Here is a 22,899-nt window from a genome sequence, read left to right as displayed (position 1 = left end):
CTCGGTGCGGTGCTCCAGCTTCCCGTCGCATGATCGCCCGGACCTGGCCTAGTGCTGTGACCAGATTGGTTCGCCGGGTTGGCGGTATTGTCCGCACATGGATCAGCTCCCGTGCACTTTGGAAGCCCTTGTTGTGCGCACTGATTTCTCAGCAGGCGGTGCCTGGGACGCTCTGCGGGCGGCGCTGTGTTCGCCCAGCAGGGACGGCTTCTTGGCCAACGTCGCACTTGTCGATGACCGGAGATACAAGGGCTTAACGCCCGAGTCGGCCCTCGACCTTATCCCTGCGGAGTATCAGCATCCACTTCTTGTCCTTGCAGACCTGTAGCTGTCGCCTCGACTGACCTGCCGCTTCTCGTAGTGGACCTGCGTCGTGAGCGTGGGCGGTGTGTCCGCGTTGTGGCATCCGAGCTGTGGAGCATCGAGAACAACCTCTTGGAGGCGAACATGGACTTCGAGGAGTTCACCGCCGCCGTCGACGACGGCGGCGTATTTCGAGGCTTCTGAGTCCTGACCGCCAGGCGGTGTTCACGCTGCGGTGTTGAGGGGGCGTCCGCCCCAGCGGATGCCCTTTTCGCTGCGGATGCGGCCACGTTCCTTGCGTTGGGCGGCGAGTACATCCGGGTGGCGGGCGTTGGTCTCTGCGTACACGGACAGGCTCAGGCACCGCGCCTCCAGCGGTCGAATGGACGTCACCGCACATCCAACCGTCACGACCACCCACCCGGCGAACCTTGCCGGTCACAGCACTAGCACTGGCCTGACAGTGCACGTCGTCCATTGCGACCTCGAACGGAAGGCGTCCACCGATGCATCCCGGCGAACGCTATCTAGAAGTGGTCGGGCAACCAGGGTTCGTACTCTGTGGTGCACATCAGTCTCTTGAGCGCAGCCTCGGACCTGGCGTCCACTCCGGCCAGGCGCGCTGCGGTCGCAGTCCGGTAGCCTCCGGCGTACCAGACGGTTAGTTGCCGGCGGGTGAGCCGGACTTCACCTGCGGTGTGCGCCTTGGCGATCTGCGCGGCGCCGCCTTTCACTTCGAGCAGGTACTGGTCCCAGGTCTCACCGTTCTCGCTTTCGATGTCAACGGGAATAGCGATGTCAACGTGATCCGGCCAGCCCCGCGGCCGCACCGCTTCCTGCAGGTCGAGGATGCGGAACATCCACGGGTGCCACGCCTCCGCCGTCAGCCGGTACCAATCTGACCAGTGACGTATGGTGCGGGTCGGAGATCGCTTCCCGAATGGTGAGTGATCGTTTCCCGGAAACCGAGTCGTCAAGTCAGCCCTTGATCAGCAAGTCGTAAGGCTCATTCGCAGGTGTGAAGATCAGGACGAACTCTTTGCCCTCCTCGGTGGCGACCTTGCGTAGGCGGGCAAGGACCTCGGCCTCAGTGGGAAGGGCGAGGCTGAGAGCGGCTGCCGCGCGGTCCCGCCGAACCGCCAGGTCGGGCATGTCCTCCAGATACTCGGCAGTCAACTCGGCGCTCTCCTCAGCAGTGAACGCGCGGCAGTCGCGCCACCAGGGCGCGACCAGTAGGAGCCGAAGGAGTTCCGGCATGCCGATGGCGACGAGAGCGGCACCGCCTTCGGAGTCTGCGTACAGGACCGGGCGTTCCTCGCCGCCGTTTCCGCAGAAGAAGTAGGTGCCCCCGGCGCCGTCGCCTGCGAAGCCTTCCAACGCCGCACCGGATGCCAGGTGGACTTCCTCGACGTGGTCGCTTTGGTCCAGGTCGAAGTCACCCGGCCATGCCAGGAAGCCGGCAGCGTCGTCGTTTTCGCGGATGGTGGTGATCAGCGGTCGCAGCATGCATCGCACCGTAGTGGCAAGGGCCGACACTGCTCGCGGGTCCGGCTCCGGATAGCGGATGGTGAAGGCGTCGTTGGGGAGCTCCTCGCCGGTGGCTTCCTGGTGGGCGGTCCAGGCGATACTCAGGGCGTCTTCGCACTCGATGTCGATCCCGTCTGCGGCGAAGGCGCGGACTGCGGGGAGATCGGCGAGCATGTCGGGATCGGCGATGACGCGCTCGAACGTCTCGCGGCCCTGGGTGATCAGCCAGCCGCGAAAGTAGTCGAATCCGTCGTCGGAGCATCCCCCGTTGATCATGTAGGCGGCGCCCCAGACTGGAGCTCGATAGAGTCGGCCATCAAGCCACAGAGGGCCTGCTGGGCGGCGACGATCTCCTGGACCGGGCGACGGGCGAGTAGTGTGGCCGCCCGCTCGGCGACGGCGTCACCGTTGTCCGGGGGCCGGCACCTGCGAGCGGGCTTCCTCGATCAGCTTCCAGAACTGCTTGGTGTTCGTGCGTGGCCGCTGAGAATGCCACCGCGCTCTGACAGAGCGGTCCAGATTTTGGAGGCGCCGCCGCTGATGTCAGTGGCAGGCAGTTGAATGAGGGATCATGACTGTCCACGCGCTGGTGGCCTCGCTGCCCGACCCCGATGTTCTGCTCGCCCGCTGTCGGGCTCTGGCACTGCTCGACGCCATCCTCGACGCGGACGCTCCCACCCACTCGTTCGTCTCCGACTGGCGCGAAGGCGTCGGCCTGGCATTCATGGACAACGGCTCCGGTGACCAGTACGCCGTCGTGTTCGATGCGTCCGGGGTGTTCCTCTACGGTTTCGATCACGAGAGTGATGCCACTCCATGGCGAGAGTTCCCCCGCGCGCATTGGCCTGGCCTCCTCGATGGTCTGCCCCTGTCGCTCGCGCACTATCCGGCGGCACCCGAGTTCCAGTTCGACGGGTTCTTCGACGCGACGGTGTGCGTGTGGCGCGAGAAGGATGCTGAGGCGTGGCAGTGCGGTCAGGTCGAGTTCGGCGACGACGAGTCAGACGGGAGTGATTGGTTGTTCGATCTTCTCACCGACGGCAGCACGGAAGCGTACGTCAGCTTTGCCGAGGACTACTTTGAACGGACCATCGACCGTGACGCCGTCGCGGCGATCCTGGCTCGGGAGCCGCTGAGCCAAGGGACGGTGACTTCGCTGTCCTCCACGGCCGACTTCGAAGCAGTGGCTGTGCAGGCCCGCACGCTGGGCTATGCCGTCCAGGATCAGCCTGCAGTCTGACCCCATGGAGATTGCCCCCTGTCCGACGTGCGACGGCTGGCGTCCGACCATTCGTCGCTGTTCCACATGACGGGCATGGCACCGACGGGCTCGAACCGAATCTGCGGGTCGTTACTCTGGACCAGGCAGATCAGGCGGCGGCGAAGTACGGCCGCTTGGCGGGCCTGGTCGGCGATGATGTCCAGGACGACCTGGGCCGCTCTGGGGCAGATCGTCGTGAACCGGTCGTAGTCGGTGAAGACGAGGACCAGCCCGGCGCCTTCGGGAGCGTCGTGGTAGCCGCCGTAGCAGGCCACGTCGCCGAGGCAGTCGTTGAGCGCGTCCAGGTTGTGGCCGTAGTAGTCGGGGAAGTCCAGGGCCGCGGCCATGGCGCGGTGCATGTCTCGCTCCGTGTCCCATTGGCCGGCTTCCAGGCGGATGACGCGGAAGCCGCGGTCTTCGAGACGTTCGGTCGCCTGTGTGAGGAGACGCTTACGCCAGAAGAGGGTGACGAACGTGTTGATCATGTACTCGATGCCGGGAAGCCGAGTGGTCGTGTCGATTGGCTCCGGATTCTGCGCCGCGTATCTCCGGTAGGCATCGAGGAGACGGAAGAACTCTTCGACGGGGGTTGAGCCGTCGGGGGTGCTGCGTTCGATCTCGGCCGCCCAGGTGAGAGAGCTGTCGATGCCGCGATTTTCATGGAGCCAGCGGCTGAAGTCCTCTTCGGGCCAGATAGCCCAGGGTTCGTCGACGCCGTGCAGGCCGAGTGCGACCCGGTAGCCGGTGAGCATGGACTGCAGATGCTGGAGTGAGCCGCCGGGCAACCACATGCCGGGCCGAAGACGGATCTGGTCCAGGAAGCTGTACACGTCCGTGCAGTCCTGCCAGTGCTTGGCGGTGGGCCCCGGCATGTCTTCGGTCGGCATGTTCCGACCCTACGGTGCGAACGGGTGCTGTCGTCGCGCCGGGACTGGCGCGAGGGCGGCGAGGCGGGAGTCCTGTCGAAGGGGTCGCCGGCAGACCTCGACTCAGTGAAGCCCAGATCGCCAGGCTGGAGCAGGAGTTGTGCGTGGTCCACTGGCTCACGGCTGGGCGGACCAGCGATGGACCCTGGCACGGATCAAGACGCTGATCGGCCGGCTCTTCCACGTCTCCTACACGGTTGAGGGCACCTGGCGGCTGCTGAAGCGCCACGGCTGGAGCTGGCAGAAACCCACTCGACGGGCGATCGAGCGCGATGACGACGCGGTCGAGGTGTGGAAGAAGGCGACCTGGCCGCGGGTAAGAGCACCGCGGCGGAGCGCAACGCCTGGATCGTCTTTGAGGACGAAGCCGGACAGTCGATGACTCCGCCTCGCGCCAGGACCTGGGGCCGGATCGGCCAGACCCCGGTCGTGAGAGTGAGGGGCCGGGGCTCGGGGCGGGTATCGATGGCGAGGATGGCCTGCTACAAACCGGGCCAGCGGCCCCGGCTGATCTGGGACAAAGTCCGCCTGCACCTGGCGGCCGGCATGCGCGACTTCATCGACGCGAACGCCGAGTGGCTCACCGTGTTCCAGCTGCCCACCTATGCCCCGGACCTCAACCCGACCGAGGGCGTCTGGTCGGTGGCCAAGGGGGACATCGGCAACCTCGCCGCGACCGACCTCGGCCAGATCACCCGCGCCGTGAAGCGCAAACTGAAGATGCTGCAGTACCGACCTGAGGCCATCGACGGCTGCCTCGCCGGCACCGAACTGGCCCTGGACCTGTGAGCGTGGGGTCGACCGACCCGAAATTGTTCGAAGCCCAAAGCTGCTGGTCAGCTACGGTGGCGGCATGACTGACAGCCTGCCCGAGGACGTAGCCGACGTGCTTGACCTCGTCCTGAATCCGGACGAGCCCGTTCACGTCGCCCTCCGACGGCAGGTGCCTCAACTCAGAGTGCAATTCCGCTGTAAGTGCGGTTGCGGCACTGCCTACTTCGGCCTTGACGCCGACGCGGTGGAGCCCGCGCCAACGGGCCCCGGCACCGTCGTGGCTGCCGACGTGCAGCTGTTCACCGAAACCGGCGAGTGCCCTGGCGAGGTCCTGGTCTTCGCGCAAGGCGGCTACCTCTCATGGCTGGAGGTCTGCTCTTGGAGCGATGACGTCGAGGTGAATCTCGCCGCGGCGCGGCGCTGGCTACAGCCACCGTCCTGAGCCCGAGCCGGTAACAGCAGGCGCTCTCGGACCTGACGCCGTCACCACGAGTCGACCGACATCACGAGTTCAAGTTCAGTTGTGTCCCGCCGAGGAACCAGGAGTCACAGGGGAAGCGTCTGCTCGTGCATCCCGAGTTGAGAGGTCACATGCCCAGTTCGCGTCCGCGCTTACGTATAAGGCAGTTGCCATCCCGCCCACCGATCCGCCAACGATCTACAACACCCCAGGCAGAGCCCGCGTCCTGGATACGTAGAGCACTGCACACCTTCCGTGCTTGGTATCAGAGGGTGGACTGGGCCAAACACACGACGGTCTTCGCGGCGCTGGTGGCTGCTGCAGGACTCGGTGTAACCGCGTGGGGAACGGTGAAGTCCGCGGAGGTGGCCAACGATCAACTGGCCCAGTCCCGGAACAATCAAGACAGGACGGAGAAGGCCCAGGCTCAGGCCGTGACCATGTGGCTTGACTGGAACAAGGACCAGGTCGGAACGGTGACAGTGTCGAATCGCTCGCTTGCTCCGATATCTGTAGCGCTCTGGGGGGCCGATGGACTCAAGGGGTGGAAGGGGTATGAGAATAGTCCTGTCTACTCCTATCTCGGGGTTCTCCCCCCGTGCACTCGAGCCACCTTCACACGCAGTCAGATCAACCAAGCCACGATGCCTAAGACCGTCGATCTATGGATCGCTGGGCTTCTGTACAGGGACTCAGCCGGCGTGAAGTGGCAACGATCGTCGAGTGGCCACCTCGCCAGGACGGAAAAATCTCCGCCCTTTCTCGACCTGGTGGAAGCCGGGCCTTTCGCTAGACCTGCGATGCGAGAAGCCGTGCGCGCCCCGGAGGAAGAATGCGGAACTAGCTAGCAAGATCATTCTTTAAAATCGACTCTTTTGCGGGTACTCCCGACCGTCGTGTGACAGGTACTCGCGCGGCACCGCGAGGAGGGATGCCCATCTTCTCCGGCCACGGTCGTTATGGGCCGGTCGGCGACAAGGCGATGGTCTCGCCCTGGTGGAGGTCGCGAGGGGCCGCTGCCTGGTACTCCCTGATCGCCCGGTGGTGCCCGCCCAGTGATCTGGACGGTGTAGGTCGCACCGTCGTCGAACGCGCCGTGACGGTGAACACCGCACACGGAATCGTCCTGGCTGGTCATAGACCGTCGGCTCCTCGGCGGTTGCGCGGAACCAGCTCACCGCGACAGGACTCAGATGCATCATGCTTCCCAGGGATCAATGAGCACACCCGTCATTCCGCTCGGAGCGCGAACTGAGCCGTCTGGGGTTGGTGGGGGAGTGGGGCTGGTCAGTGGGTGGCGCGGATCATCACGGTGAGTATGGGTGAGGCTGGTGATGGTTGGCTCTGTCCGATGTCTTGGTACCCCCACGACTTGTAGAGCGCGTGGACCTTTCCGTCGCCGGCGGCGGGGTTGACCATGAGGGTGACGTACGGCTCGTCGCGCATGGTGAGGAGGGCGTCGTGCATACGGCGGGCGGTGCCGGTCTTCCGCCAGGCCGGCCGGACGCCGATCTCTTTCAGGGCCACGGCAGGACGCTCGGTGTACTTCCTCGCGAGCGTAGGGCTGGTGCGCTGCCAGTAGCGGTCACCGTGTTCGATGGCGTTGCCGTAGGCGTAGCCGACCGCGTGCTCGTCCGCGTAGGCGATAACGGCCGTGAATCCCGGTTCGGTGCAGTGGCGGTCGAGGCGTTCGCCGAATGCGGTGACCGCGTAGTTCGGCAGGTGGAGGAGGGGGGCGCGCACGTCGGCGTACACATCGAGGAGGTCGCCGCGGACGGTGTCGAGGGTGGTGTAGGTGCGTAGTTCGATAGCGGGCGCCGTGGTCATGCGGCCATCCTCCAGCGGGCGGTGTGCTCGGTCCACCTCTGCGCGCTGGAGCTGGCCGGCGCGGTGGCGCGCAGTGCTGCGCCGAACTCCTGGAGCATGCGTGTGACCCGGGCGTGTTGGGTGGCGGCTTCGGCGGGGACCTTCATGGCGGTGGCTGTGGCGGCGTCGGGGGCGCCCTGGGCGAGCTGGGCGTGGGCGAGCCGCGTGGTGGTGATGGCCCGGGAGCGGAGCATGTGGGGCCGCAGGACGGCCAGGCAGCGGTGGGCGTGGTATTCGGCAGTGGAGTAGTCGCCGAGGGCCAAGTGCGCGGAGAGGGCCAGGGAATCCAGTTCGGCCTGGTCGTAGAAGGCGAGCATCCATACTGGCCGGTAGTCGGCGGGGTCGGCGCGCAGCATGGCGTCCTGCGCCTGTTCGAAGGCCCGGAGGGTGGCGGTGCGGTCCTGTGCCGCGCCGTGGATGGCGCCCTGGCGGGCCAGGCCGAGGGAGGCGAACAGGGGGTCGCGGCGGGTGAGGTGCAGGTTGCGGGCGACGTCGTTGGCGGCGAACGCGTCGGCGGGGCGGCCCATGTGGCGGTACATGGCGCCCGCGTGGGGTCGTCCTGCTCCCCGCACCCGCGGGGATGGTCCCCACGGCCGCGGTCGCGAAACTGATCGCGGAAACCCTGGAGAAGCCCAGGACGCCGACATCGACACCGTCTCCGGCGCCACCATCACCAGCGACGGCTACAAGGAGTCGCTCCAGGCCGCGATCGACGCGAAGGGCTGACCATGCACAGAGTCGAACACGTCATGGGCTTCCCGGTCTCGCTGCGGGTCGACGACGAGCACGTCGGCGAGGAGACGGCCGACGCCGTGTTCGCGTGGCTGCGCGAGGTCGACGCCCGGTTCAGCCCGTTCAGGGCGGACAGCGAAGTCTGCCGGCTCGACCGGGGCGAGATCGCGCGCCGCGATGTCAGCGTCGGTCTGGACGAGGTGCTGCCGCTGTGCGAGGAGTACCGGCTCGCCACCGGCGGCGCCTTCGACGTACGGCTGCCCGGACGTGGCCTCGACCTGTGCGCGGTGGTGAAGGGCTGGTCCGTGCAGCGGGCGGCGGAGCTGCTGAGGGCGGCCGATGCGCGGCGTTTCGTCCTCAACGCCGGTGGTGACGTGGTCGCCTCCGGCGGGCCCTGGCGGGTGGGGTACGGGAGCTGTGCACCGTGCTGGAACTGACGGAGGGCGCGGTCGCCACGTCCGCCCGGTACGAGCGCGGCGACCACATAGTCGACGGCCGCACCGGGCGTCCGGCGACGGGTCTGCTGTCCCTGTCCGTCGTGGCGTCCTCCCTGACGCTGGCGGACCGGGAGGGCTGCGAGGTGTTCGCCGTGGACGCCGGGCGGAATGTCATGCGTACGGAAGGCTTTCCGACGGTGCCGGCGGAGGCCCAGGCGGCGTGACGGATCGGACGCGGGGCAGCGGACGGCACAGACAAATCAGATGCGGGGCAGCTGACGGCTCAAAAGGTCGCGCAGCCGCTCCGCGTCCTGCTCGGTCTGCAGCCCTCGCTTGGGCAGGAATTCCACGAGCAGGATGTTCGGGTCCCGGCTGAGCAGGACCACGTGGTCGCGGGCCTCGCGGTAGCCGCGGAAAATGGACCAGCGCTGGACGAGGGTCGTGTGCACGGTCTCGGTCGCGATCCCCGTCTCGCTCACGGTCGTCCGGTACTCGCCCTGCCAGGAGACGGTGCGCAGGACGTGGTGGGCCTGGAGGCGCGGGATCGACCAGATCATGGCGGCGCAGAAGAGGGCGAGCACCCCTGACACTGCGGAGCCGTTCGATGCGGTCATCGCCAGTACGGCGGCGGCCCCGAACAGCCCGGTGAGTCCCCAGCGGACCAGAAACAGACCCCGACGGCGCTCACGCACCAGAATGCCCGCGAGAATGTCGGCGCGTGTCGGCCGGTAGACCAGTTCGACCGCTTCGACCGTGTCCATCACTTCAACGCCTCCGGCAGTGAGACGGTCCCGTTGTACGTCCCCGAGGTCCGCTCCGTCACATCCTGCTCGTACCGGATGCGCTGTCCGTCGTAGGGGATCAGGAAGGTGCACTTGAAGGTGTGCCCGGTGATCCGGTACGTGGCGGCGTCGAGGACGAGCGTCTCCTCGACGCCGCCGACGCTGATCTCGCTCTCGGGCGCGGCGACCCCGGCAGCGCGCAACTGGTTTAGGGTCGGGGCGAGTTCGCGAAGGGCCTTTCGTACGACGCCCCGGTCCCGAACTCCGGTCAGGGGGGCGGAAGTCGTGCGGGCGCGCAGTTCGACGCGGCCGTCCGGTGTGGCGAGGGTGACCTCGTCGCCGTACCGCCGGAACGCGTCGAGTGCGGCGAGGGGGTCCTCCACCCGGTCCGCGAACTCCGGGTCGGTGACGGGCCCTTCTTCCCATTCCTCGGTGCCCGTCTTGACGTAAGCGGTCCCGTCGGCGACATAGATCTCCTCGGGCTTGCTAACGCCCTTGCTCGAGGTGGCGCCGGTGGAGTGCAGGGCCCAGCGGTCGCCCGTGGTCCGGCGCACGGTGGCCGTGTAGGTCGCGGCGCTCTCCTGCCCCGGCAGGACCAGCCCCTCGCGGCCCCGCACCGCGAACGTCCACCCCTGGTGCCCGCCCATCGCCTCCTCGGCGCGGGCGAGGAACTCGGCGGCGGTGCGCGGCGGTTCGGCCTCGGCGGGGGCGGCCTGGGTGCGTTGGGCGGTGGGCTGTGCGGACCCCGCGGGCTTCCCCTCGTCTGCAGGGTCCGCACAGCCGGTCAGCACGGCGGCGAGCAGCACCGCCGGCAGGACGGAGGTCCGCCTCACGCGACGACCCTCCTGGCCCGACCGTGCAGCGTCAGATAGAAGGTCTGGAGGGATTCTCCGGGTCCACCGAGCTCGAAGCGGTTGCGGACCTTTCCGAGCGGGTTCCACACCCGGCCGTCCGGCATCCGTACGCCGACCGTCTGCCCGAAGTAGGCGCGCTGGTCGGCGTCGAAGTCCACCCACACCGCGCCCGCGCGACGCACGAGCACCTCACCGACGTAGGCACCGAGCCCGAACAGCGTGTCCCGCACCTGCTCGCGTCCGGTACCGCCCTTGCGCAGCCCGTCGATCAGGAAGTCCACGACGCGAAGGCTGGCCACGGAGTAGTCCAGCGGCAACCGGTTGCGGGCGGTGACGCGGGCGACGAACTCCGCCGCACACGACCGCATGTTCCTGGTGCCCGTGCCACGCCCGTCCTGCGGACTCATGGGACCCCCACCCCTCTGCTCGATCAGTCGGGAGACCTGCTTCCGGTACTCCCGATCGATCAAGCGGATGCCGCCTCACGAACATCACGGGTCACGGGCGTGACGATGCGCACACAAGTAAGTCACAGCAGATGTAGAACCTTTGGGGCGTTGGTTCGTCAGCGGCGACGGGACCGTTGGTTCGCGTGCCAGGGTTGCGGTGACAGGATGTCCGATCATGGACTAGCACCCGGGAGATCCCATGAACGATCAAGGCACCCCTGGCTCCGCGGAAGGCTTCAGCGCCTTCGCCGTCGACGCCAACTGGCCGGAGTCGCGGCAGGTCATGGGACACGGCTACGACGAGGCCACCGGCGAGATCTATGTGCGCCTGTGGTTCGGCTCCCAGTACTACGACCCGCAGGTCGAGCACGTCACGGTCTTCAGCGCCTCCGCCGGCAGCGCAGAGGCCGTCGATACCTTGGAGCGGGCTCTGGACATGTACCACCACCCCGGCCACGAAAACCCGGCCAGCCTCCCGACCTCCGAACCCGTCACCATCACCACAGACGGGAAACCCATGCCGTTCGAACTCTGGCGCAACAGCAACAACCGTTACTGGGTCGCACGGGGATGTGTCGAGCGCACTGAACTGGTCCTGAACGGCTACGAGATCGAACCCAGCGAGCTCAGCCTGGTCCGGGTGAGCGACCTGACCTCGTTCTGGAACCCGTCCGGGCCCCTTGGGTAACGGCACTGCACGGCGGGCCCAGGGCTCATGGCCGGTTACTCGGTCTCGTCGGGCCAGGGGTCCTGGCTCGACGCCTTGATACGCCGTTCCTCAGCTTCCGTCAGGAAACGCGGGCCGGCCGCACCCCACTCCATCACCCCGGACAGCGAATCGTCCTCGTCCTCGGTGTTGAGGGTCCGGTACAGAAACTCGACCACTCCACAGTCGGCGACGATCCAGGCGTCGTCGCCCCGGTTGTACAAGGCAACCGGCCAGTCGGCCGGTGAGTCATCGCTCGTCAGCCAGCACAGGAGATCCGCCGTGCCGTCGCAGCCCCAGGCCAGCACCTGCTCGGCCGGGACCTCGAGCCCGTCCGGTCTAGGCGGTTTCGTTTGGATCACCGGCGGACCAGAGGAAGATGCCAGCGATGTGGAGTCCGGCCAGGTAGGTGGTGGCTGTCTTCTCGTAGCGGGTGGCGATGCCTCACCACTGTTTGAGGCGGTTGATGCACCGCTCGACGGTGTTGCGCTGCTTGTAGGTCTCGCGGTCGAAGGCCGACGGTCTGCCGCCCCGGCGGCCGCGTCGCAGTCGGTGGCCACGCTGATCCGCCGGGACAGGGATCACGGCACGGATGCCGCGTCGGCGCAGGTGGTCGCAGATCGCACGGGATGAATAGGCTTTGTCCGCCAGGACCACGTCCGGTCTGGTGCGCGGCCGGCCACGTTGCCGGGGCACACGCAGGCGGGCCATGACGTCGGCGAAGGCCGGTGCATCGCCGGCCTGTCCGGCGGTGAGAACGAAAGCGAGGCCGGCAGCGGGCATCGGCAGCCAGGTGGATCTTGGTTGTCAGCCCACCGCGGGACCGTCCGATGGCATGGTCGTCGGGTTCGCTGGCCGGGGCCCCTTTTTGCGGGCCCCGGCCGCATGCTGGTGGGCTCGCACGATGGTGGAGTAGACCGAGACCGCCCAGCCGAGGTCCTCATCGGCGTCGGCCTGGGCCATCAGAGCGGTGAACACCCGCTCCCAGGTGCCATCAACGGCCCACACGACCGGCGACACCACAGCGCACCGCAGTCCGCACGATGCGCCCTCGGTCTCGGGCCAACCGCGAGAACGACGGAGCCCTTCCTTGGCCTCCGCCGCAAAGAAAAGTGCCCCCGGTTCCGTGACGATCCGATCCAGGATCGGACCATCGCAGGCCAGGGGTCACCTTCTAGTGCCTCAAGGCTGGTTGATCACCGTGTGGCAGAAGTAATACAGCGAATCCTCTGCCCCGTTCACATAGCGCGCGAAGGCTTTGCCCAACGGATTCCAGAGTTGCCCGGTCGATGTCGCCACGCCAAAGGCGTGCCCGAACAACTGACGCGCGGAATCGTCGAAATCCACCCACTGGGCGTCTGTGTGACGAACCAGCACTTCACCGACGTACGCCCCGAAGCCGAACAGTGTTTCCGCCACTGCGTCGACCGGTGGGCCGTCGCCACGTATGCCTTCGATCACCTCGTCCACCTGGGCCAGGCTGGCCACCGAGTAGTCAAGGTCGACCTGTGACACCTCCCGCGCGGCCACCACGATGTCGGCCGCGAACTTCGGGCCGCTCGCGGCGGCCGGCGGGTACTTCAGCGACAGCCTCATGTTCACCACCTGGAGCGATTCATGGGGACCGGAAGCTTGTCGAGGGCTCCCGCCCGCCGCAGCCGCGCATCCAGGGACACGACATCTTCCACCGTGACGAATCCACCACCGACAGCAGGCAGAACGATCACCAAGCCGTCGTCTCGCGTGGGAGTTCTGTCCCCGGGGAAATCGGCCGGAACCAGTGCGCGCCGACCCGACGAGAGATAAACCGCGTAGCCGCAGCGTGGATCCGAGCGTCGAATGCCGTTCGAAGTCTGCACTGCCTTGCGGGTCACCTCGTCCGAGACATCACCCCAGTCCGGCTCCCACTCTTCGGCTAGAGCCACAAGAGCGCTCCACGCCATCCCGGCCAGGCCTGCCGGGGACGCGTCCCCGGCAGGCTGTACGGTGACGACGATCCGGTTTCCGGTGTACTCGGCGGTACCACCCACAGTGGTCGACACTTCCACCCTCATGACGCCTGCTTGCTGCGCCCACAGGGAGGTCGTGTAGCCCATGTGCTCGGCATCACTCTCCGGATTGGCGGCGACGATGTAATCGGCGAGGACCTCCGAGTCCAGCGCGATATCACCATCCTCGGCCGTGTGCCAATCGATGAGTGTCCCTCCGGAGATTTCCTGCAGCCTGCGCAGAAAGCCCTCCAGACGTCCGGCCAAGCCGAGCGGGGCCTCTTTCCTGGGCCCCCAGAACCCTCGCACCGTCAGGTCCATGAAGACCTCATTCCCATACCTGCTTCTCCACGCGCACGACGACGTCCAGGCCCTCCTTGTCGAAGACCTTCTCCGCGGCGTCGGCAACGTCCTGCCGTGAGAAGACCCACTCTACCGTTTTGCCACCCGCCGCTTCGATCTGCCGTGTGGCCTGCCTGATCCACTTGTTGGCCTGCACGGACAGCAGATCTCCTGCGTCGTCAAGCATCTTCCCGTAGCCCAGTTTGGCCTCGAGGAAGGTGCTACGCGCGGCGTCGTATCCGTCGTATTCGACCGCTTTTTCACCAGTGGTCGGGTGATCCACGATGTATTCGTTTCCACGCTTTACTCCGGTTACCTGCTCCTGGTACCGCTGCCAGGCTTCAGCATTCTTTCCGACGGGATTACGCGGCTTCGGCTGCCACGAGCCCGGACCGTTCTCACTCCCGGACGGCGTTTTCAGCTTGTCGCGCCAGGAGCTCGACCCACCGGCCCCGTTGTCGGAGTTACGGAAAGTGACGTCGGACAGCCGGTCCGCACCATGCTGGCTGATCATGAGGCCGGCACCCAACGCGCCCGCGCCGGCGGCGGCGATGGCCAGTCCGGCTCCGCAGGATGTGCCGAACGACGGAATGGCGAGCGCAACACAGGCGGCTCCGCCACCGACGATCATGACTCCACCCAGGCCGCCCAGCATGGCGCCGCCGAGCATCTCCGCGGTGGCGGATGCGGCGTCGACCAAGGAGTCGGCGTTGTCGCCGACCCAGTCCGCGGCGTCGTCCAGCCAGTTGTGGCCGTCGAACTCGACGCGGTTGATGGGGTTGCCCCCGGTGAAGGCGTACCGGTTGCCGGTGTACGGGTCGGCGCCGAGGCTCATGTCGGCGAGGGCGCCGTTGTACATGTCCCGGGTCGTGAAGCGGTTCAGGCCCGGGTTGTAGTCGCGGAAGCCCATGTCGTACGTGCCGGACTGGGCGTCCCACCGCTTGGCGTTGTAGCGGTAGGCGTTGTAGGCCTCCTGGCTCGGGTCGGAGGCATCGGGCTTGTCGATGCCGGTGAACTCGGACTCGTCGTCCGAGCCGTAGGCCGTGTAGCCGTAGGTGGCCTTGGTGTCGCCGTTCGAGTCCGTGAGGGTTTCGACGTCGGTGTGGCCGTTGTAGCCGTAATAGCCGGCCTCGGTCGTGCCGTCGCTGTTGTGCTTGATCTGCGACAGGCGCTCACCCCACGGGCTGTACTGATACGACTTGGTCAGCTGGCCGGCGACCTCCTCGTTCAGGACCTCGCCGGACATGCCGAGGTAGTTGAAGGTGGTGGTCTTCCCGTCCGCGGACTTGGTGGCGGTGCGGTCCAGCGGGTCGAAGGTGTACTTCGTCGACTTCAGCGTTCCCGAGTCGTCCAGCGTCTGGGACTCGACGACGTGGTCGAAGCCGTCGTACACGCTCCGCTCGATGACCTGGCCACCCGAGGTGACCGACTCCTGGCGGCCGAACGGGTCGTAGTTGTAGTTGGCCGTGATCCCCGACGCCGTCATGGTCAGCAGGCGGTTGCGGTCGTAGGCGAACGTGCTGGTCTTGCCCTTGACCGTCTGGCTGATGACGTTTGAGTTGTCGTCGTGGACGTAGGTTTCCGTACCGGCGCCGTTGCCTGTCTTCACCGACTTCGCCAGCCGGTCGGCCGGGTCGTAGGTGTAGTCCGTGGTTGATTCGAGGTACGCCGTGTGGTTGTCGGCGTTCATCTTCTTCGCGACGTCCTGCGCCCTGTTGCCGTTCGGGTCGTAGACGTAGGTGTGCGAGCCGACGAGGGTGCCGCTGCCCTTCTTCTCCACCGAGGTCTTCAACGCGCGGTCGAGGTAGTAGGTGTAGTCGACTGTGTTGCCGTTGCCCTTGGTTTCCTGAAGCTTCTGGCCGCGGGCGGTGTAGGTGTACGACGTCACCTTCGGCGAGGGGTCCGTGGACGACTTGCCGACCGAAACCTTCTTGACCAGTTCGCGCAGGTCGTACGTGTACGCGGAGTACTGGTCGGGGTGGGTGACGGTCTCCGGCTGGCCATTGGCGTCGTACGTGAACGACGTGGCCTTCTTCTCCTGGCCGGCCAACGCCTCGGTGACGGAATTGACCTGGTTGAGTCCGGTGTAGGCGACCGTGTATGCGTCGATCCGGGCGCCCGAGGAGGTGTCGTCGATCGACGTCAGGTTGCCGTTGGCGTCGTAGCTGTAAGCGAAGGTCCGCTTCTCGTTGTCGGTCTCACCGATAGTGTCGCGGACCAGCTTGACCGCGTCGGCGACCGCTACGCCACCACTGTTCTGGTCCAGCTTCAGCTGGGCTGCCTCGCCCTGCTTGAGACTGTAGGTCCCCAGCTGCACCCAGGTGCCGGTATTGGCGGTCTGGTTCTTGGTGACCGAGGGCTCCGTCGTCGTCCCGTGCGTGAGGGTGTACTTCGCCGTTGTCGCGGCGCCCGTCACCTGCGGGTACTTCACGTACGCGGTGTACGTGCCGTCCTTGGGCATGTGGAGCGTCCAGGTGAAGGCGTCCGTACCTGTGCCCGCCGCGTGTGTGACGTGGTTGTAGCCCTGCTGGCCTGCGATGTCTCCCTTCGTCCAGGTACCGGTGGAGGATGTGTTCTGGGTGTCGGAGTTGTCGACGAGCACCACGCTCTTGCCAGCCGGGACACCGTCGTCCGACTTCGTCCTGAGCGCTCCGTCGGCGTAGTACGACCAGGTCATGGTGCGGTCGGCGTCACCGCCGGCGGACGTCAGCGTGCGCTTGGTCTGCTGACCCACGTCGTTGTAGTCGTAGGTCGTGGCGACGTCCCACGGGTCCGTCGCCTTGCGCACCCAGCCGTTGTCGAAATACTCGTAGGTGGTGTCATTGCGGGCGGTCTGCCCGTTCGACGGCGGCAGCGAGGTCCTCGCCACCCTGCCCACCTTGTCGTAGATGGTCTCCGTGTAGACGTTGGGGTTGTTGTAGCGGCTGTCCGCAGGGTCGTAGGGCAGGTACCGCTTGGCCGGGCGGTTCAGCGCGTCGTACTCCGTGCGCTGCGTGAACGCCGTGGTCGTCCCGGCAGCGACGGCCCGCGGGCTGATCACCTTGGTGGTGTTGCCGACCTGGTCGTACTCGTACTTCACCGTGCGATACGTGAGGGTCGACGTGCCGTCGTGCGGAACCTTGACCTCGGTCTGCTTGCCGCGCTCGTCGTAGGTGATGAGCGTGGTGTTGTCCTCCGCGTCCGTGGTCGAGACGACCAGCGAGTCCTTGTCGTAGCCCCGCCTGGTGGTCTTGCCTGCCGCGTCCGTGGCGGCCGTGACCCGGTGGATCAGGTCGTAGTCGGTCTTGGTCGTGTAGTCGGTCGCGTCGGCCGTCGCGTTCTTCTTCGGGTCGATGACCTTGGTGACGTTCCCGACGTTGTCGTACTCGTACGAGACCTTCTCGCCCTTCGCGTTGACCACGGAGGTGAGCTGGTAGATCTCGTCGTAGTGGTTCGTCGTGACGTAGTCGGACGGATCCGTCGTCGTCGCCGTGCCCTTGGGCTCCGTCGTCGTCTTGACGTTGCCGGCCTTGTCGTAGGTGTACGTCGTGGTGCGCGCAGCGGTCTGGTTGTTCGTCGGCGCCGTCGCCGACGTGAGCTGGTCCGCGTTGTCGTACACCGCTGTGGAGACGGCACCGTTGGGCGCCGTCGACTTCGTGATGTTGTCGTTGGCGTCGTACTCCGGCGCTACCGTAGTGATCAGGGCGCCTGCCGCCTGGTCCTTCGGCACCGTGTTGACCAGGGGACGACCGAACGTGTCGTACGTCTGCGTCGTGACCTTCTGGTCGGCGTCGGTGACCTTGGTGACCTTGCCTCGCTCGTCGTACTCGTACTTCGCCGAGAAGGTCTTGGCGTCCGTGATCGTCGTCGGGTAGCCGGTCGGGCCGAAGCCACCGAACGTCGTCGGATTGCCGTTGGCGTCGGTCGCCTTGGTCTGCTGCCCGTAGGCGTCGTACTCGTACTTCGTCGTGTAGTCATCCGGCACGGACGTCGTCGCGACGCCCTTGGGGTCGACGACCGTCTTCAGATTGCCGAACGAGTCATACCCGAACTGCCACTTGCGGCCCTCGGGCGACGTCTTGCGGAAGAGGTCCGCCGAGTAGCCGTCTGCCCGCGTCTGGTACTCGTACTTCGCCGCGCCAGCCGGCCACTTGGACGTGTCCGTCACGCACGTGGTCGTCTGGTCCGGGACACCGGTCTTGTTGTTCTCCGCGTCGCGCTGCCATAGCGGGTAACCGGTCTTCTGGTCGTAGCAGTACGCGGTCTTGGCGCCGTTGTCCTCCTCCAGGTAGGTGACGTTGTTGTCCGCATCCCAGCTCATCTTGGTGGTCTGGGACTTGGCGTTGGTGCTCTGTACCGGGCGGCCGAAGTCGTCCGTCACGTACTTCGTGGCGTGCGAGTCCGCGTCCGTGACCGTGGTGTCGGTGAACTTCGTGTTCGTGGCGTTCGCCGCGTACCCGAAGCCTGTGTCGTAGCCCAGCCGATCCTCGATCGTCTTGGTCCACCAGTGGTACTTCGGGTCGTCACCCGCCTGCGGCGCGTAGTACGCGAGCTGGGTGCCTTTCCCCCGCGGGTCGGTGGCCTTGACCAGCTTGACGTTCTTGTTGCCCTGGGTTGCGTCGTAGGTGAACTTGAAGACCTTCGGCTGGCTGGAGCCGTCGCCGTCGGTGAACTGACCGAGCAGGCCCTTCGTCGTGTAGAAGAAGGAGATCTTCCGGACCGGCAGGCCGGAGACGGACCCGGAGATGTCCGTGATCGACTTGACGTGGTCGTAGATCTTCGAGTTCGTCAGGTTCGAACCCGAGACCTTGGCGCCCGTGTCGTCGATGTATTCGTACGACGCGTCGCCCTTCTTGTAGTACTCGACCCGCAGGGACTGCCGGCCCGCCGGGTCGGTGATGTACGTGAGGAACTTGGTCGGCTTGTTGTTGGACTTGCGTTCCTCGTACGTGTACGTCTGCGTGTTGCCATTCTTGTCCACGACGGACGTCAGGTAGCCGTCGCAGCCGAAGAGGAACCGCGTGCCGTCCGGGCGCATCAGCGTCCAGGCGTCCGGGATCGGGTCCTTGTTCGGGGTGCAGTCCAAGCCCGCCTTCATGGTGATGCGGTAATGGACGCCCGCCGGGGCCTTCCACGTGCCGTCCGCCTGCTTGCGGAAGACATGCGTGGTGCCGTCACCGTCCGGGAGGCGGATCTCGGTCGCGTTGGAGTTGGGCTTGGGATGGAAGTCGAGCGGCGCGCCGAGGCGGATCGGCCCGGCCAGCTGCGCCGACCAGCCCGCACCGGTCACCGTGTCGGAGGTGTCCAGCGAGTTGTACGCGAACCGCGCGAACGTCGTAAGGCCACGTCCCGGGTTGGTGAACGCGTTGTAGGACCACACGCTGTTGCCCGAGGACAGGTTGTTCATCACCGTCGACCCGGCACCGGTGTTCTTGCCGGTGTAGGAGTAGAACTTCTCCAGCCCGAGGGCGTTGGACGTCGGGTCCTCCACCGCCACGTTCTGCTTCAGCGACGGGATCCCGCCGGTGCCGGCGGACAGCCAGCTGCCGTCGGAGATCTTCTTGATGTCCCAGCCGAGCACGTACTCGGTGCGCTTGCTGCCCGAGTCCGAGTTGATCGGCGTCTTGACCTGCGCCTGGACGGTCGCGGACTGGCCGGGGCTCAGGGGCGGAATCGCCGTGGAGAGCTGGTTGCCGCCGGTCGTCACGTCCGTGCCGTCGGGGAGCTTCCAGGTGTACGACAGCTGCCGCTCACCGCTCGCCCAGGCGGAGCTCGTGGTGTTCGTAACCGTGAAGTCCACCGTGTAGGTGGAGTTCGGGGTCATCCGGGCCGGGGTCTGCGGCGCGTAGTAGGTGTCCTCGGTGGTGGAGTCGACGTAGATCACCCGCATCAGCGGCCCGAGCTGGTGGTCGAATGCCTCCGAGGCCAGGAACAGGGTGCGTTCCTGCGGGCCGGTGGCGGATTCGTCTTTCAGCCTGACCATCGCGCCCTTGTTGCTGGTCGGCGTCTTGATCCAGCCCTGGGTGAGTGAGGTGGCGTCCCACCAGTGGCGTCCCACCTCCGAGACCTGCGCGACGGTGTCCGACACGGTCGCCGAGTAGTCACCGCCCGGCGTCGTCCACGCGGTGGTGGAGTTGGCGTTGTTCCAGGTGGCGGAGGTTTCGGCGAAGTCCCGGTTCAGGCCGTGCAGTTCGTAGATCGCACCGTTCGTGCCGGTGGTGGTCTCCGCACCCCACATGAACAGCCGCGACTCCAGCACCGTGGCCGTGGTCGGGATGTCGGAGGTGGTGAACTTCATCGCCGCCCGGGTCTTGCCGTACGTGGCGGAGTTGTTGCCCACGCTCAGCCACTTCTGCCCGACACCGAAGGACTGGATGGCGTCCTGGTTGGTGCTCGGCTGCGCGGACGACAGGGTCGTGTCCGTCACCCCGGACGTGCCCTGGATCAGCCGCATGGTGCGGCCCGCCTTCGGCACGCCCACGATGCGGGTGGGTGAGCCGAGCAGCTCGCCGCCCTTCGTCTTCACCGCCAGCTGGTAGTAGTACGAGCGGTCGATCTCGTTCGCCGAGGAGTCCGGAGTCGGCGTCGTGGTGGTGTCCGTGTAGCTGGTGGCCGTCTTGTCGACCGGTGCGACGAGCGTCGCGGCCGAGGGTGTGAACGCCTGCTGCGTGGAGCGGTGCAGCTGGTACTCGGCGATGTCCAGACTGCTGTGGCCAGTGGTGTTGGAGTACGCCTTCCACGACAGCTCCGGACCGGTGCCGTGGATCACCGACGGCGAGTCCAGGGTCGTCCCGACCTTGCCGTACGTCACGGTCAGCCGCGGAATCGTGGAGGTCTCGCCGCCGTAGTCGCCGTCACCGGACTCATAGCGCGGGCCGCCCGTCGGGGCGGTGGCCTCGTTGGTCGCCTTCAGCACGAAGCCGTGGTTGGTGGCGGTGCCGTCCAGCCACTGCTGGACCGTGTCGGTGACCGGGAACTTGTGCCACTGGTTGTACTCGCCGGTGTTCTTCACGATCGACGCCGGGTTCACCCAGCGCACCGCGTCCGCGATCACCGCCGTCGAGGCGTCCGTGTCGCCGAGGACGACCTTTCCGGCCGTGCCCTTGGCGAAGTCGATCTGCGAGCCGCCGTTGAGCGAAGCCCACACGCCGCCCGAGCCGGCCGTCTGGTCCACGGTGTAGGCGGCCGTGCCGTCCTGGCCGGTCACAGTGTACGGGGCGGTCGTGGAGCGGTCCGTGGCGGTCACATAGTGCGCGTCCACCCGGTACGAGGCCGTCTCCGGGATCTTCGGCTGCCAGGTGTAGGTGTCGGTGGTGATCGAGTCCTTGTTGTACAGGTAGTCGCCGTCGATCCCGGACGTCTGCGAGCCCGGCTTCCACGCGCCGACCGCCGCCGTCGTCCCGGAGTCCCCGTCGTCCACCTGCACACTCGTGCCGGACAGCTCGCCCACCAGCGCACTGGTCTTGTCCCAGGTCGCCGACAGCTCGTCCCAGGTGTTGGTGGCCCGGTACGCCCCGATGGTGACGTCGTTGGCGTTGGTGGTGTGCGCCTGGTCGAAGTACATCTCCAGCCGCGCGGTGTCGATCTTCGTGCCCGACGGGATCTCACTGAGCGGGAACTTGATCAGGGAGCGGGCGGTACCTGTGTCGGTCTTGCCCGCCGACAGCTTCCAGGTGGTGTTGAAGTTGGTGGTCGGCTGGTCCGACAGAACCATCGTGTCCTGGGAGTCGGTCGGCGACGGCGCGATGGTGATCGTCGGGTCGATGACCACCGGGTACTGCCGCTCCTTGGCCGCCAGCCACTTCGCGTCCGGCGCGACTGTCAGCTTCCAGGAGTCACCGTCCTTGGTGAGCTTCTGGGTGACCTTGGTGCTGTAGGTCCGGCCGAAGACTGACTTCTCCGCCTTCTTCGCGTCCGTCATGTACGGCGCCGGGATCACCAGCTCCGGTGTGTGCGGCAACTCGCCGTACAACGCGATCGAGCCGTCCTTGCGCGCCTTCGGTATCAGCCCGTCGGTGTCAAGGGTGAAGGTGAACTTCAGCGGACCTTCGGGCCGTTCGGCCAGGGTGATGTTCTCCTTCACCCGGCCCGGACCGACGACGTACTGAAGGTCCGCTCCCTGTGTCGCGTCCTTGTACGTGACCGTGGAGCCCTTCGCCGTCGGCCTGAGGTCCTCGTCCTTCACGCCGTCGAGGCCGAGGGTCACCGAACGACCGCTCGGCGACTGGAAACGCACGAGGCGGTCGGCGTCCTCACCGAACCAGCTGCGCCCGTTGTTCGTGGTGTTGGCGAACTCGAAGCCCTTGGTCTTCGTGCCCCGCACCGTGGTGTCGACGGACTTCCAGGCCACCTTCTTGCCGGTGCCGGAACGGTACGACGTCGGCACCGCCGACAGTTCCGCCTCCACCCGGCCATCGGAAAGCTGCCAGAAGCGGGCGTTTGCCGTGCGCTGCTTCGTCAGCTCCTTGACCCGCTTGGCTTTCGGGGCGTTCTTGCCCTTCGGCAGCTTCTGCCGGTCCGCCACATCCAATTCGTCATGCGACGGAGGCGCCGCCAATTTCCCGCTGTCGTCATCCGCGAACCAGCCCTTGACGGTGTCGACAATACCCTTGTCGTCACCGTCATCAGCGGGCGCCGCATACGCGACCTGGGGCAACGCGGTGCTTGTCACCGCGCCTACCACCAGGCACGCTATCAGCCTGCCCAGTCTGGGTTTCACGCCAAACCTTTCCTCGTGCGTCAAGGCATAAACATGCCGCCAGAATTACTCCCCCGACCACGGGAAACGACTCCATAGACAGGGGCGCCGGGTTTCTATTCATTCCGATGACGCGCTGTCAAGCGCCCGGACATTGCGGACTATTGACGCTGAATAGGTCGCCGAGTGTCCGATATTTCCCCTCACTGGCAATCGATGGATCTCGTCGTGTATAACCCCGCTCGGTTCAATCCCGACCAGTCGACATTACGAAGGGGGAGCCTTCATGGGCGCCACAACACCCGAATCCGAAAAGCCAGGGCCGGAGCCCGAAGAGTCGGACACCCCGACCAGCGAGGAACCGGTGGCGGCCGCGTCATCGTTCTTCCGGCGCGCGGACCGCTCGGGCCTGATCGCGGCCGGCGCGGCGCTGGCCGTCTGCGGCGGACTCGTTCTCTACGGGATCCTCGACCCGGGTCAGAGCGACAAGAAGCCGGAACACCGCACTCCCACCGCCTCAGTCACCTACGAGGTGACCGGCCAGGGCGCCGCCGACATCACCTTCCAGGACCGCAGCGAGGCGGGAAAAGCCACCGTCGTCAAAGCCGCCGCCCTGCCCTGGCGCAAGATGGTCGACGTCCCCCTCGGCAGGGACCCGATCGTCAGCATCACCCTCGGCGAGAAGGGCGGGCAGGCCCGCTGCACCCTCGCGATCCGCGGCCGGCACGTCCAGAGCGCCACCGCCACCGGCACGTTCGGACGGGCCACCTGCACCGGTGCCCTGCCCGCCGAGCCCGCGACCGCGAGCTGAACCC

Annotated in this window: 20 protein-coding genes and 4 pseudogenes; 10 read left to right on the top strand and 14 right to left on the bottom strand. The window is 66.5% G+C overall.

The window, feature by feature from the left end; all coding sequences use genetic code 11:
- The first annotated feature begins 97 nt into the window (after positions 1 to 97).
- On the top strand, positions 98 to 328 hold the full coding sequence (locus tag KBY32_RS35965) for a hypothetical protein (protein ID WP_374224933.1): 231 nt from the start codon (positions 98 to 100) through the stop codon (positions 326 to 328).
- Positions 244 to 507 carry a hypothetical protein gene (locus KBY32_RS35960; RefSeq protein WP_374224939.1) on the top strand — a complete coding sequence of 88 codons (264 nt, stop codon included), beginning with the start codon at positions 244 to 246 and terminating at the stop codon, positions 505 to 507. The genes KBY32_RS35965 and KBY32_RS35960 overlap by 85 nt, the downstream gene beginning before the upstream one ends.
- 21 nt (positions 508 to 528) lie before the next feature.
- Here KBY32_RS35960 and KBY32_RS13175 read toward each other — a convergent pair.
- From KBY32_RS13175 to KBY32_RS35840, 3 genes and pseudogenes are all read right to left on the bottom strand, one after another.
- Positions 529 to 636, bottom strand: a pseudogene (locus tag KBY32_RS13175) (IS630 family transposase); the annotation flags it as partial.
- Positions 637 to 830: 194 nt separating this feature from the next.
- Positions 831 to 1,163 carry a sterol carrier protein domain-containing protein gene (locus KBY32_RS13170; protein ID WP_210980112.1) on the bottom strand — a complete coding sequence of 111 codons (333 nt, stop codon included), beginning with the start codon at positions 1,161 to 1,163 and terminating at the stop codon, positions 831 to 833.
- 118 nt (positions 1,164 to 1,281) lie between these two features.
- Positions 1,282 to 2,106: a DUF4240 domain-containing protein gene (locus tag KBY32_RS35840; RefSeq protein ID WP_308293718.1), complete on the bottom strand. Its 825-nt coding sequence runs from the start codon at positions 2,104 to 2,106 to the stop codon at positions 1,282 to 1,284.
- Between the two features lie 295 nt (positions 2,107 to 2,401).
- On the opposite strand from KBY32_RS35840, the gene KBY32_RS13155 reads away from it, so the two are divergent.
- Positions 2,402 to 3,070 (top strand): hypothetical protein, encoded by a 669-nt coding sequence (locus KBY32_RS13155; RefSeq protein WP_210980111.1) that lies wholly within the window; start codon positions 2,402 to 2,404, stop codon positions 3,068 to 3,070.
- On the opposite strand, the gene KBY32_RS13150 is transcribed toward KBY32_RS13155, so the two are convergent.
- Positions 3,055 to 3,978 (bottom strand): barstar family protein, encoded by a 924-nt coding sequence (locus tag KBY32_RS13150; protein WP_210980110.1) that lies wholly within the window; start codon positions 3,976 to 3,978, stop codon positions 3,055 to 3,057. The genes KBY32_RS13155 and KBY32_RS13150 overlap by 16 nt on opposite strands.
- Before the next feature lie 139 nt (positions 3,979 to 4,117).
- Between KBY32_RS13150 and KBY32_RS13145 the strand changes: the two genes are divergently transcribed.
- The 3 genes from KBY32_RS13145 to KBY32_RS13135 all read left to right on the top strand — a co-directional run bounded on the left by KBY32_RS13145 (position 4,118) and on the right by KBY32_RS13135 (position 5,233).
- Positions 4,118 to 4,399 (top strand): winged helix-turn-helix domain-containing protein, encoded by a 282-nt coding sequence (locus KBY32_RS13145; protein ID WP_374224932.1) that lies wholly within the window; start codon positions 4,118 to 4,120, stop codon positions 4,397 to 4,399.
- Positions 4,400 to 4,482: 83 nt separating this feature from the next.
- Entirely contained in the window at positions 4,483 to 4,806 is a 324-nt protein-coding gene (locus tag KBY32_RS13140) for a transposase (protein ID WP_308293717.1), read from the top strand.
- 64 nt (positions 4,807 to 4,870) lie between these two features.
- Positions 4,871 to 5,233 carry a hypothetical protein gene (locus KBY32_RS13135; protein ID WP_210980108.1) on the top strand — a complete coding sequence of 121 codons (363 nt, stop codon included), beginning with the start codon at positions 4,871 to 4,873 and terminating at the stop codon, positions 5,231 to 5,233.
- A 1,305-nt stretch (positions 5,234 to 6,538) separates the two neighbouring features.
- Here KBY32_RS13135 and KBY32_RS13130 read toward each other — a convergent pair.
- Together KBY32_RS13130 and KBY32_RS13125 are read right to left on the bottom strand one after the other, a co-directional pair.
- Positions 6,539 to 7,078, bottom strand: a complete 540-nt coding sequence (locus KBY32_RS13130) for a GNAT family N-acetyltransferase (RefSeq protein ID WP_210980107.1) — start codon at positions 7,076 to 7,078, stop codon at positions 6,539 to 6,541.
- Positions 7,075 to 7,668 (bottom strand): annotated as a pseudogene (locus KBY32_RS13125) (hypothetical protein); the annotation flags it as partial. The gene KBY32_RS13130 and the pseudogene KBY32_RS13125, both read right to left, overlap by 4 nt.
- Here KBY32_RS13125 and KBY32_RS13120 point away from each other — a divergent pair.
- Positions 7,643 to 7,843, top strand: a complete 201-nt coding sequence (locus KBY32_RS13120) for an FMN-binding protein (protein ID WP_308293716.1) — start codon at positions 7,643 to 7,645, stop codon at positions 7,841 to 7,843. The pseudogene KBY32_RS13125 and the gene KBY32_RS13120 overlap by 26 nt on opposite strands.
- Before the next feature lie 2 nt (positions 7,844 to 7,845).
- A pseudogene (locus tag KBY32_RS13115) lies at positions 7,846 to 8,510 on the top strand (FAD:protein FMN transferase).
- A gap of 36 nt (positions 8,511 to 8,546) precedes the next feature.
- On the opposite strand, the gene KBY32_RS13110 reads toward KBY32_RS13115, so the two are convergent.
- Genes KBY32_RS13110 through KBY32_RS13100 form a run of 3 tightly spaced genes read right to left on the bottom strand, consistent with a single transcriptional unit; the run spans position 8,547 to position 10,329 of the window.
- Positions 8,547 to 9,047 (bottom strand): YcxB family protein, encoded by a 501-nt coding sequence (locus KBY32_RS13110; RefSeq protein WP_210980106.1) that lies wholly within the window; start codon positions 9,045 to 9,047, stop codon positions 8,547 to 8,549.
- Complete coding sequence (locus KBY32_RS13105; RefSeq protein WP_210980105.1) at positions 9,047 to 9,901, bottom strand: hypothetical protein; 855 nt, start codon at positions 9,899 to 9,901, stop codon at positions 9,047 to 9,049. The genes KBY32_RS13110 and KBY32_RS13105 overlap by 1 nt, the downstream gene beginning before the upstream one ends.
- Positions 9,898 to 10,329, bottom strand: a complete 432-nt coding sequence (locus KBY32_RS13100; protein ID WP_247689419.1) for a hypothetical protein — start codon at positions 10,327 to 10,329, stop codon at positions 9,898 to 9,900. The genes KBY32_RS13105 and KBY32_RS13100 overlap by 4 nt, the downstream gene beginning before the upstream one ends.
- A gap of 241 nt (positions 10,330 to 10,570) precedes the next feature.
- On the opposite strand from KBY32_RS13100, the gene KBY32_RS13095 reads away from it, so the two are divergent.
- The gene (locus KBY32_RS13095; RefSeq protein WP_210980104.1) at positions 10,571 to 11,059 is read left to right on the top strand and encodes a hypothetical protein; all 489 of its coding nucleotides are present in this window, start codon (positions 10,571 to 10,573) and stop codon (positions 11,057 to 11,059) included.
- A gap of 35 nt (positions 11,060 to 11,094) precedes the next feature.
- Here KBY32_RS13095 and KBY32_RS13090 read toward each other — a convergent pair whose 3' ends face one another.
- The 5 genes and pseudogenes from KBY32_RS13090 to KBY32_RS13070 all read right to left on the bottom strand — a co-directional run bounded on the left by KBY32_RS13090 (position 11,095) and on the right by KBY32_RS13070 (position 21,100).
- Positions 11,095 to 11,439 (bottom strand): hypothetical protein, encoded by a 345-nt coding sequence (locus KBY32_RS13090; RefSeq protein ID WP_210980103.1) that lies wholly within the window; start codon positions 11,437 to 11,439, stop codon positions 11,095 to 11,097.
- Positions 11,417 to 11,909 (bottom strand): annotated as a pseudogene (locus KBY32_RS13085) (IS5 family transposase); the annotation flags it as partial. The pseudogene KBY32_RS13085 and the gene KBY32_RS13090, both read right to left, overlap by 23 nt.
- A 350-nt stretch (positions 11,910 to 12,259) precedes the next feature.
- The gene (locus KBY32_RS13080; protein ID WP_210980102.1) at positions 12,260 to 12,673 is read right to left on the bottom strand and encodes a hypothetical protein; all 414 of its coding nucleotides are present in this window, start codon (positions 12,671 to 12,673) and stop codon (positions 12,260 to 12,262) included.
- A 2-nt stretch (positions 12,674 to 12,675) separates the two neighbouring features.
- On the bottom strand, positions 12,676 to 13,386 hold the full coding sequence (locus KBY32_RS13075) for an Imm52 family immunity protein (protein ID WP_210980101.1): 711 nt from the start codon (positions 13,384 to 13,386) through the stop codon (positions 12,676 to 12,678).
- A gap of 7 nt (positions 13,387 to 13,393) precedes the next feature.
- Entirely contained in the window at positions 13,394 to 21,100 is a 7,707-nt protein-coding gene (locus tag KBY32_RS13070) for a DNRLRE domain-containing protein (RefSeq protein WP_247689450.1), read from the bottom strand.
- A 1,270-nt stretch (positions 21,101 to 22,370) separates the two neighbouring features.
- Between KBY32_RS13070 and KBY32_RS13065 the strand changes: the two genes are divergently transcribed.
- The gene (locus KBY32_RS13065; protein ID WP_247689418.1) at positions 22,371 to 22,895 is read left to right on the top strand and encodes a hypothetical protein; all 525 of its coding nucleotides are present in this window, start codon (positions 22,371 to 22,373) and stop codon (positions 22,893 to 22,895) included.
- Positions 22,896 to 22,899 lie beyond the last annotated feature (4 nt).

Origin of the sequence: Streptomyces sp. RK62 (genome assembly GCF_018070255.1) — a bacterium.
In the GTDB taxonomy this organism is placed as follows: Bacteria; Actinomycetota; Actinomycetes; order Streptomycetales; family Streptomycetaceae; genus Streptomyces; species Streptomyces nigra.
Note: the sequence above shows the minus strand (reverse complement) of the source record. Positions and strands in the feature narration are given on the sequence as shown.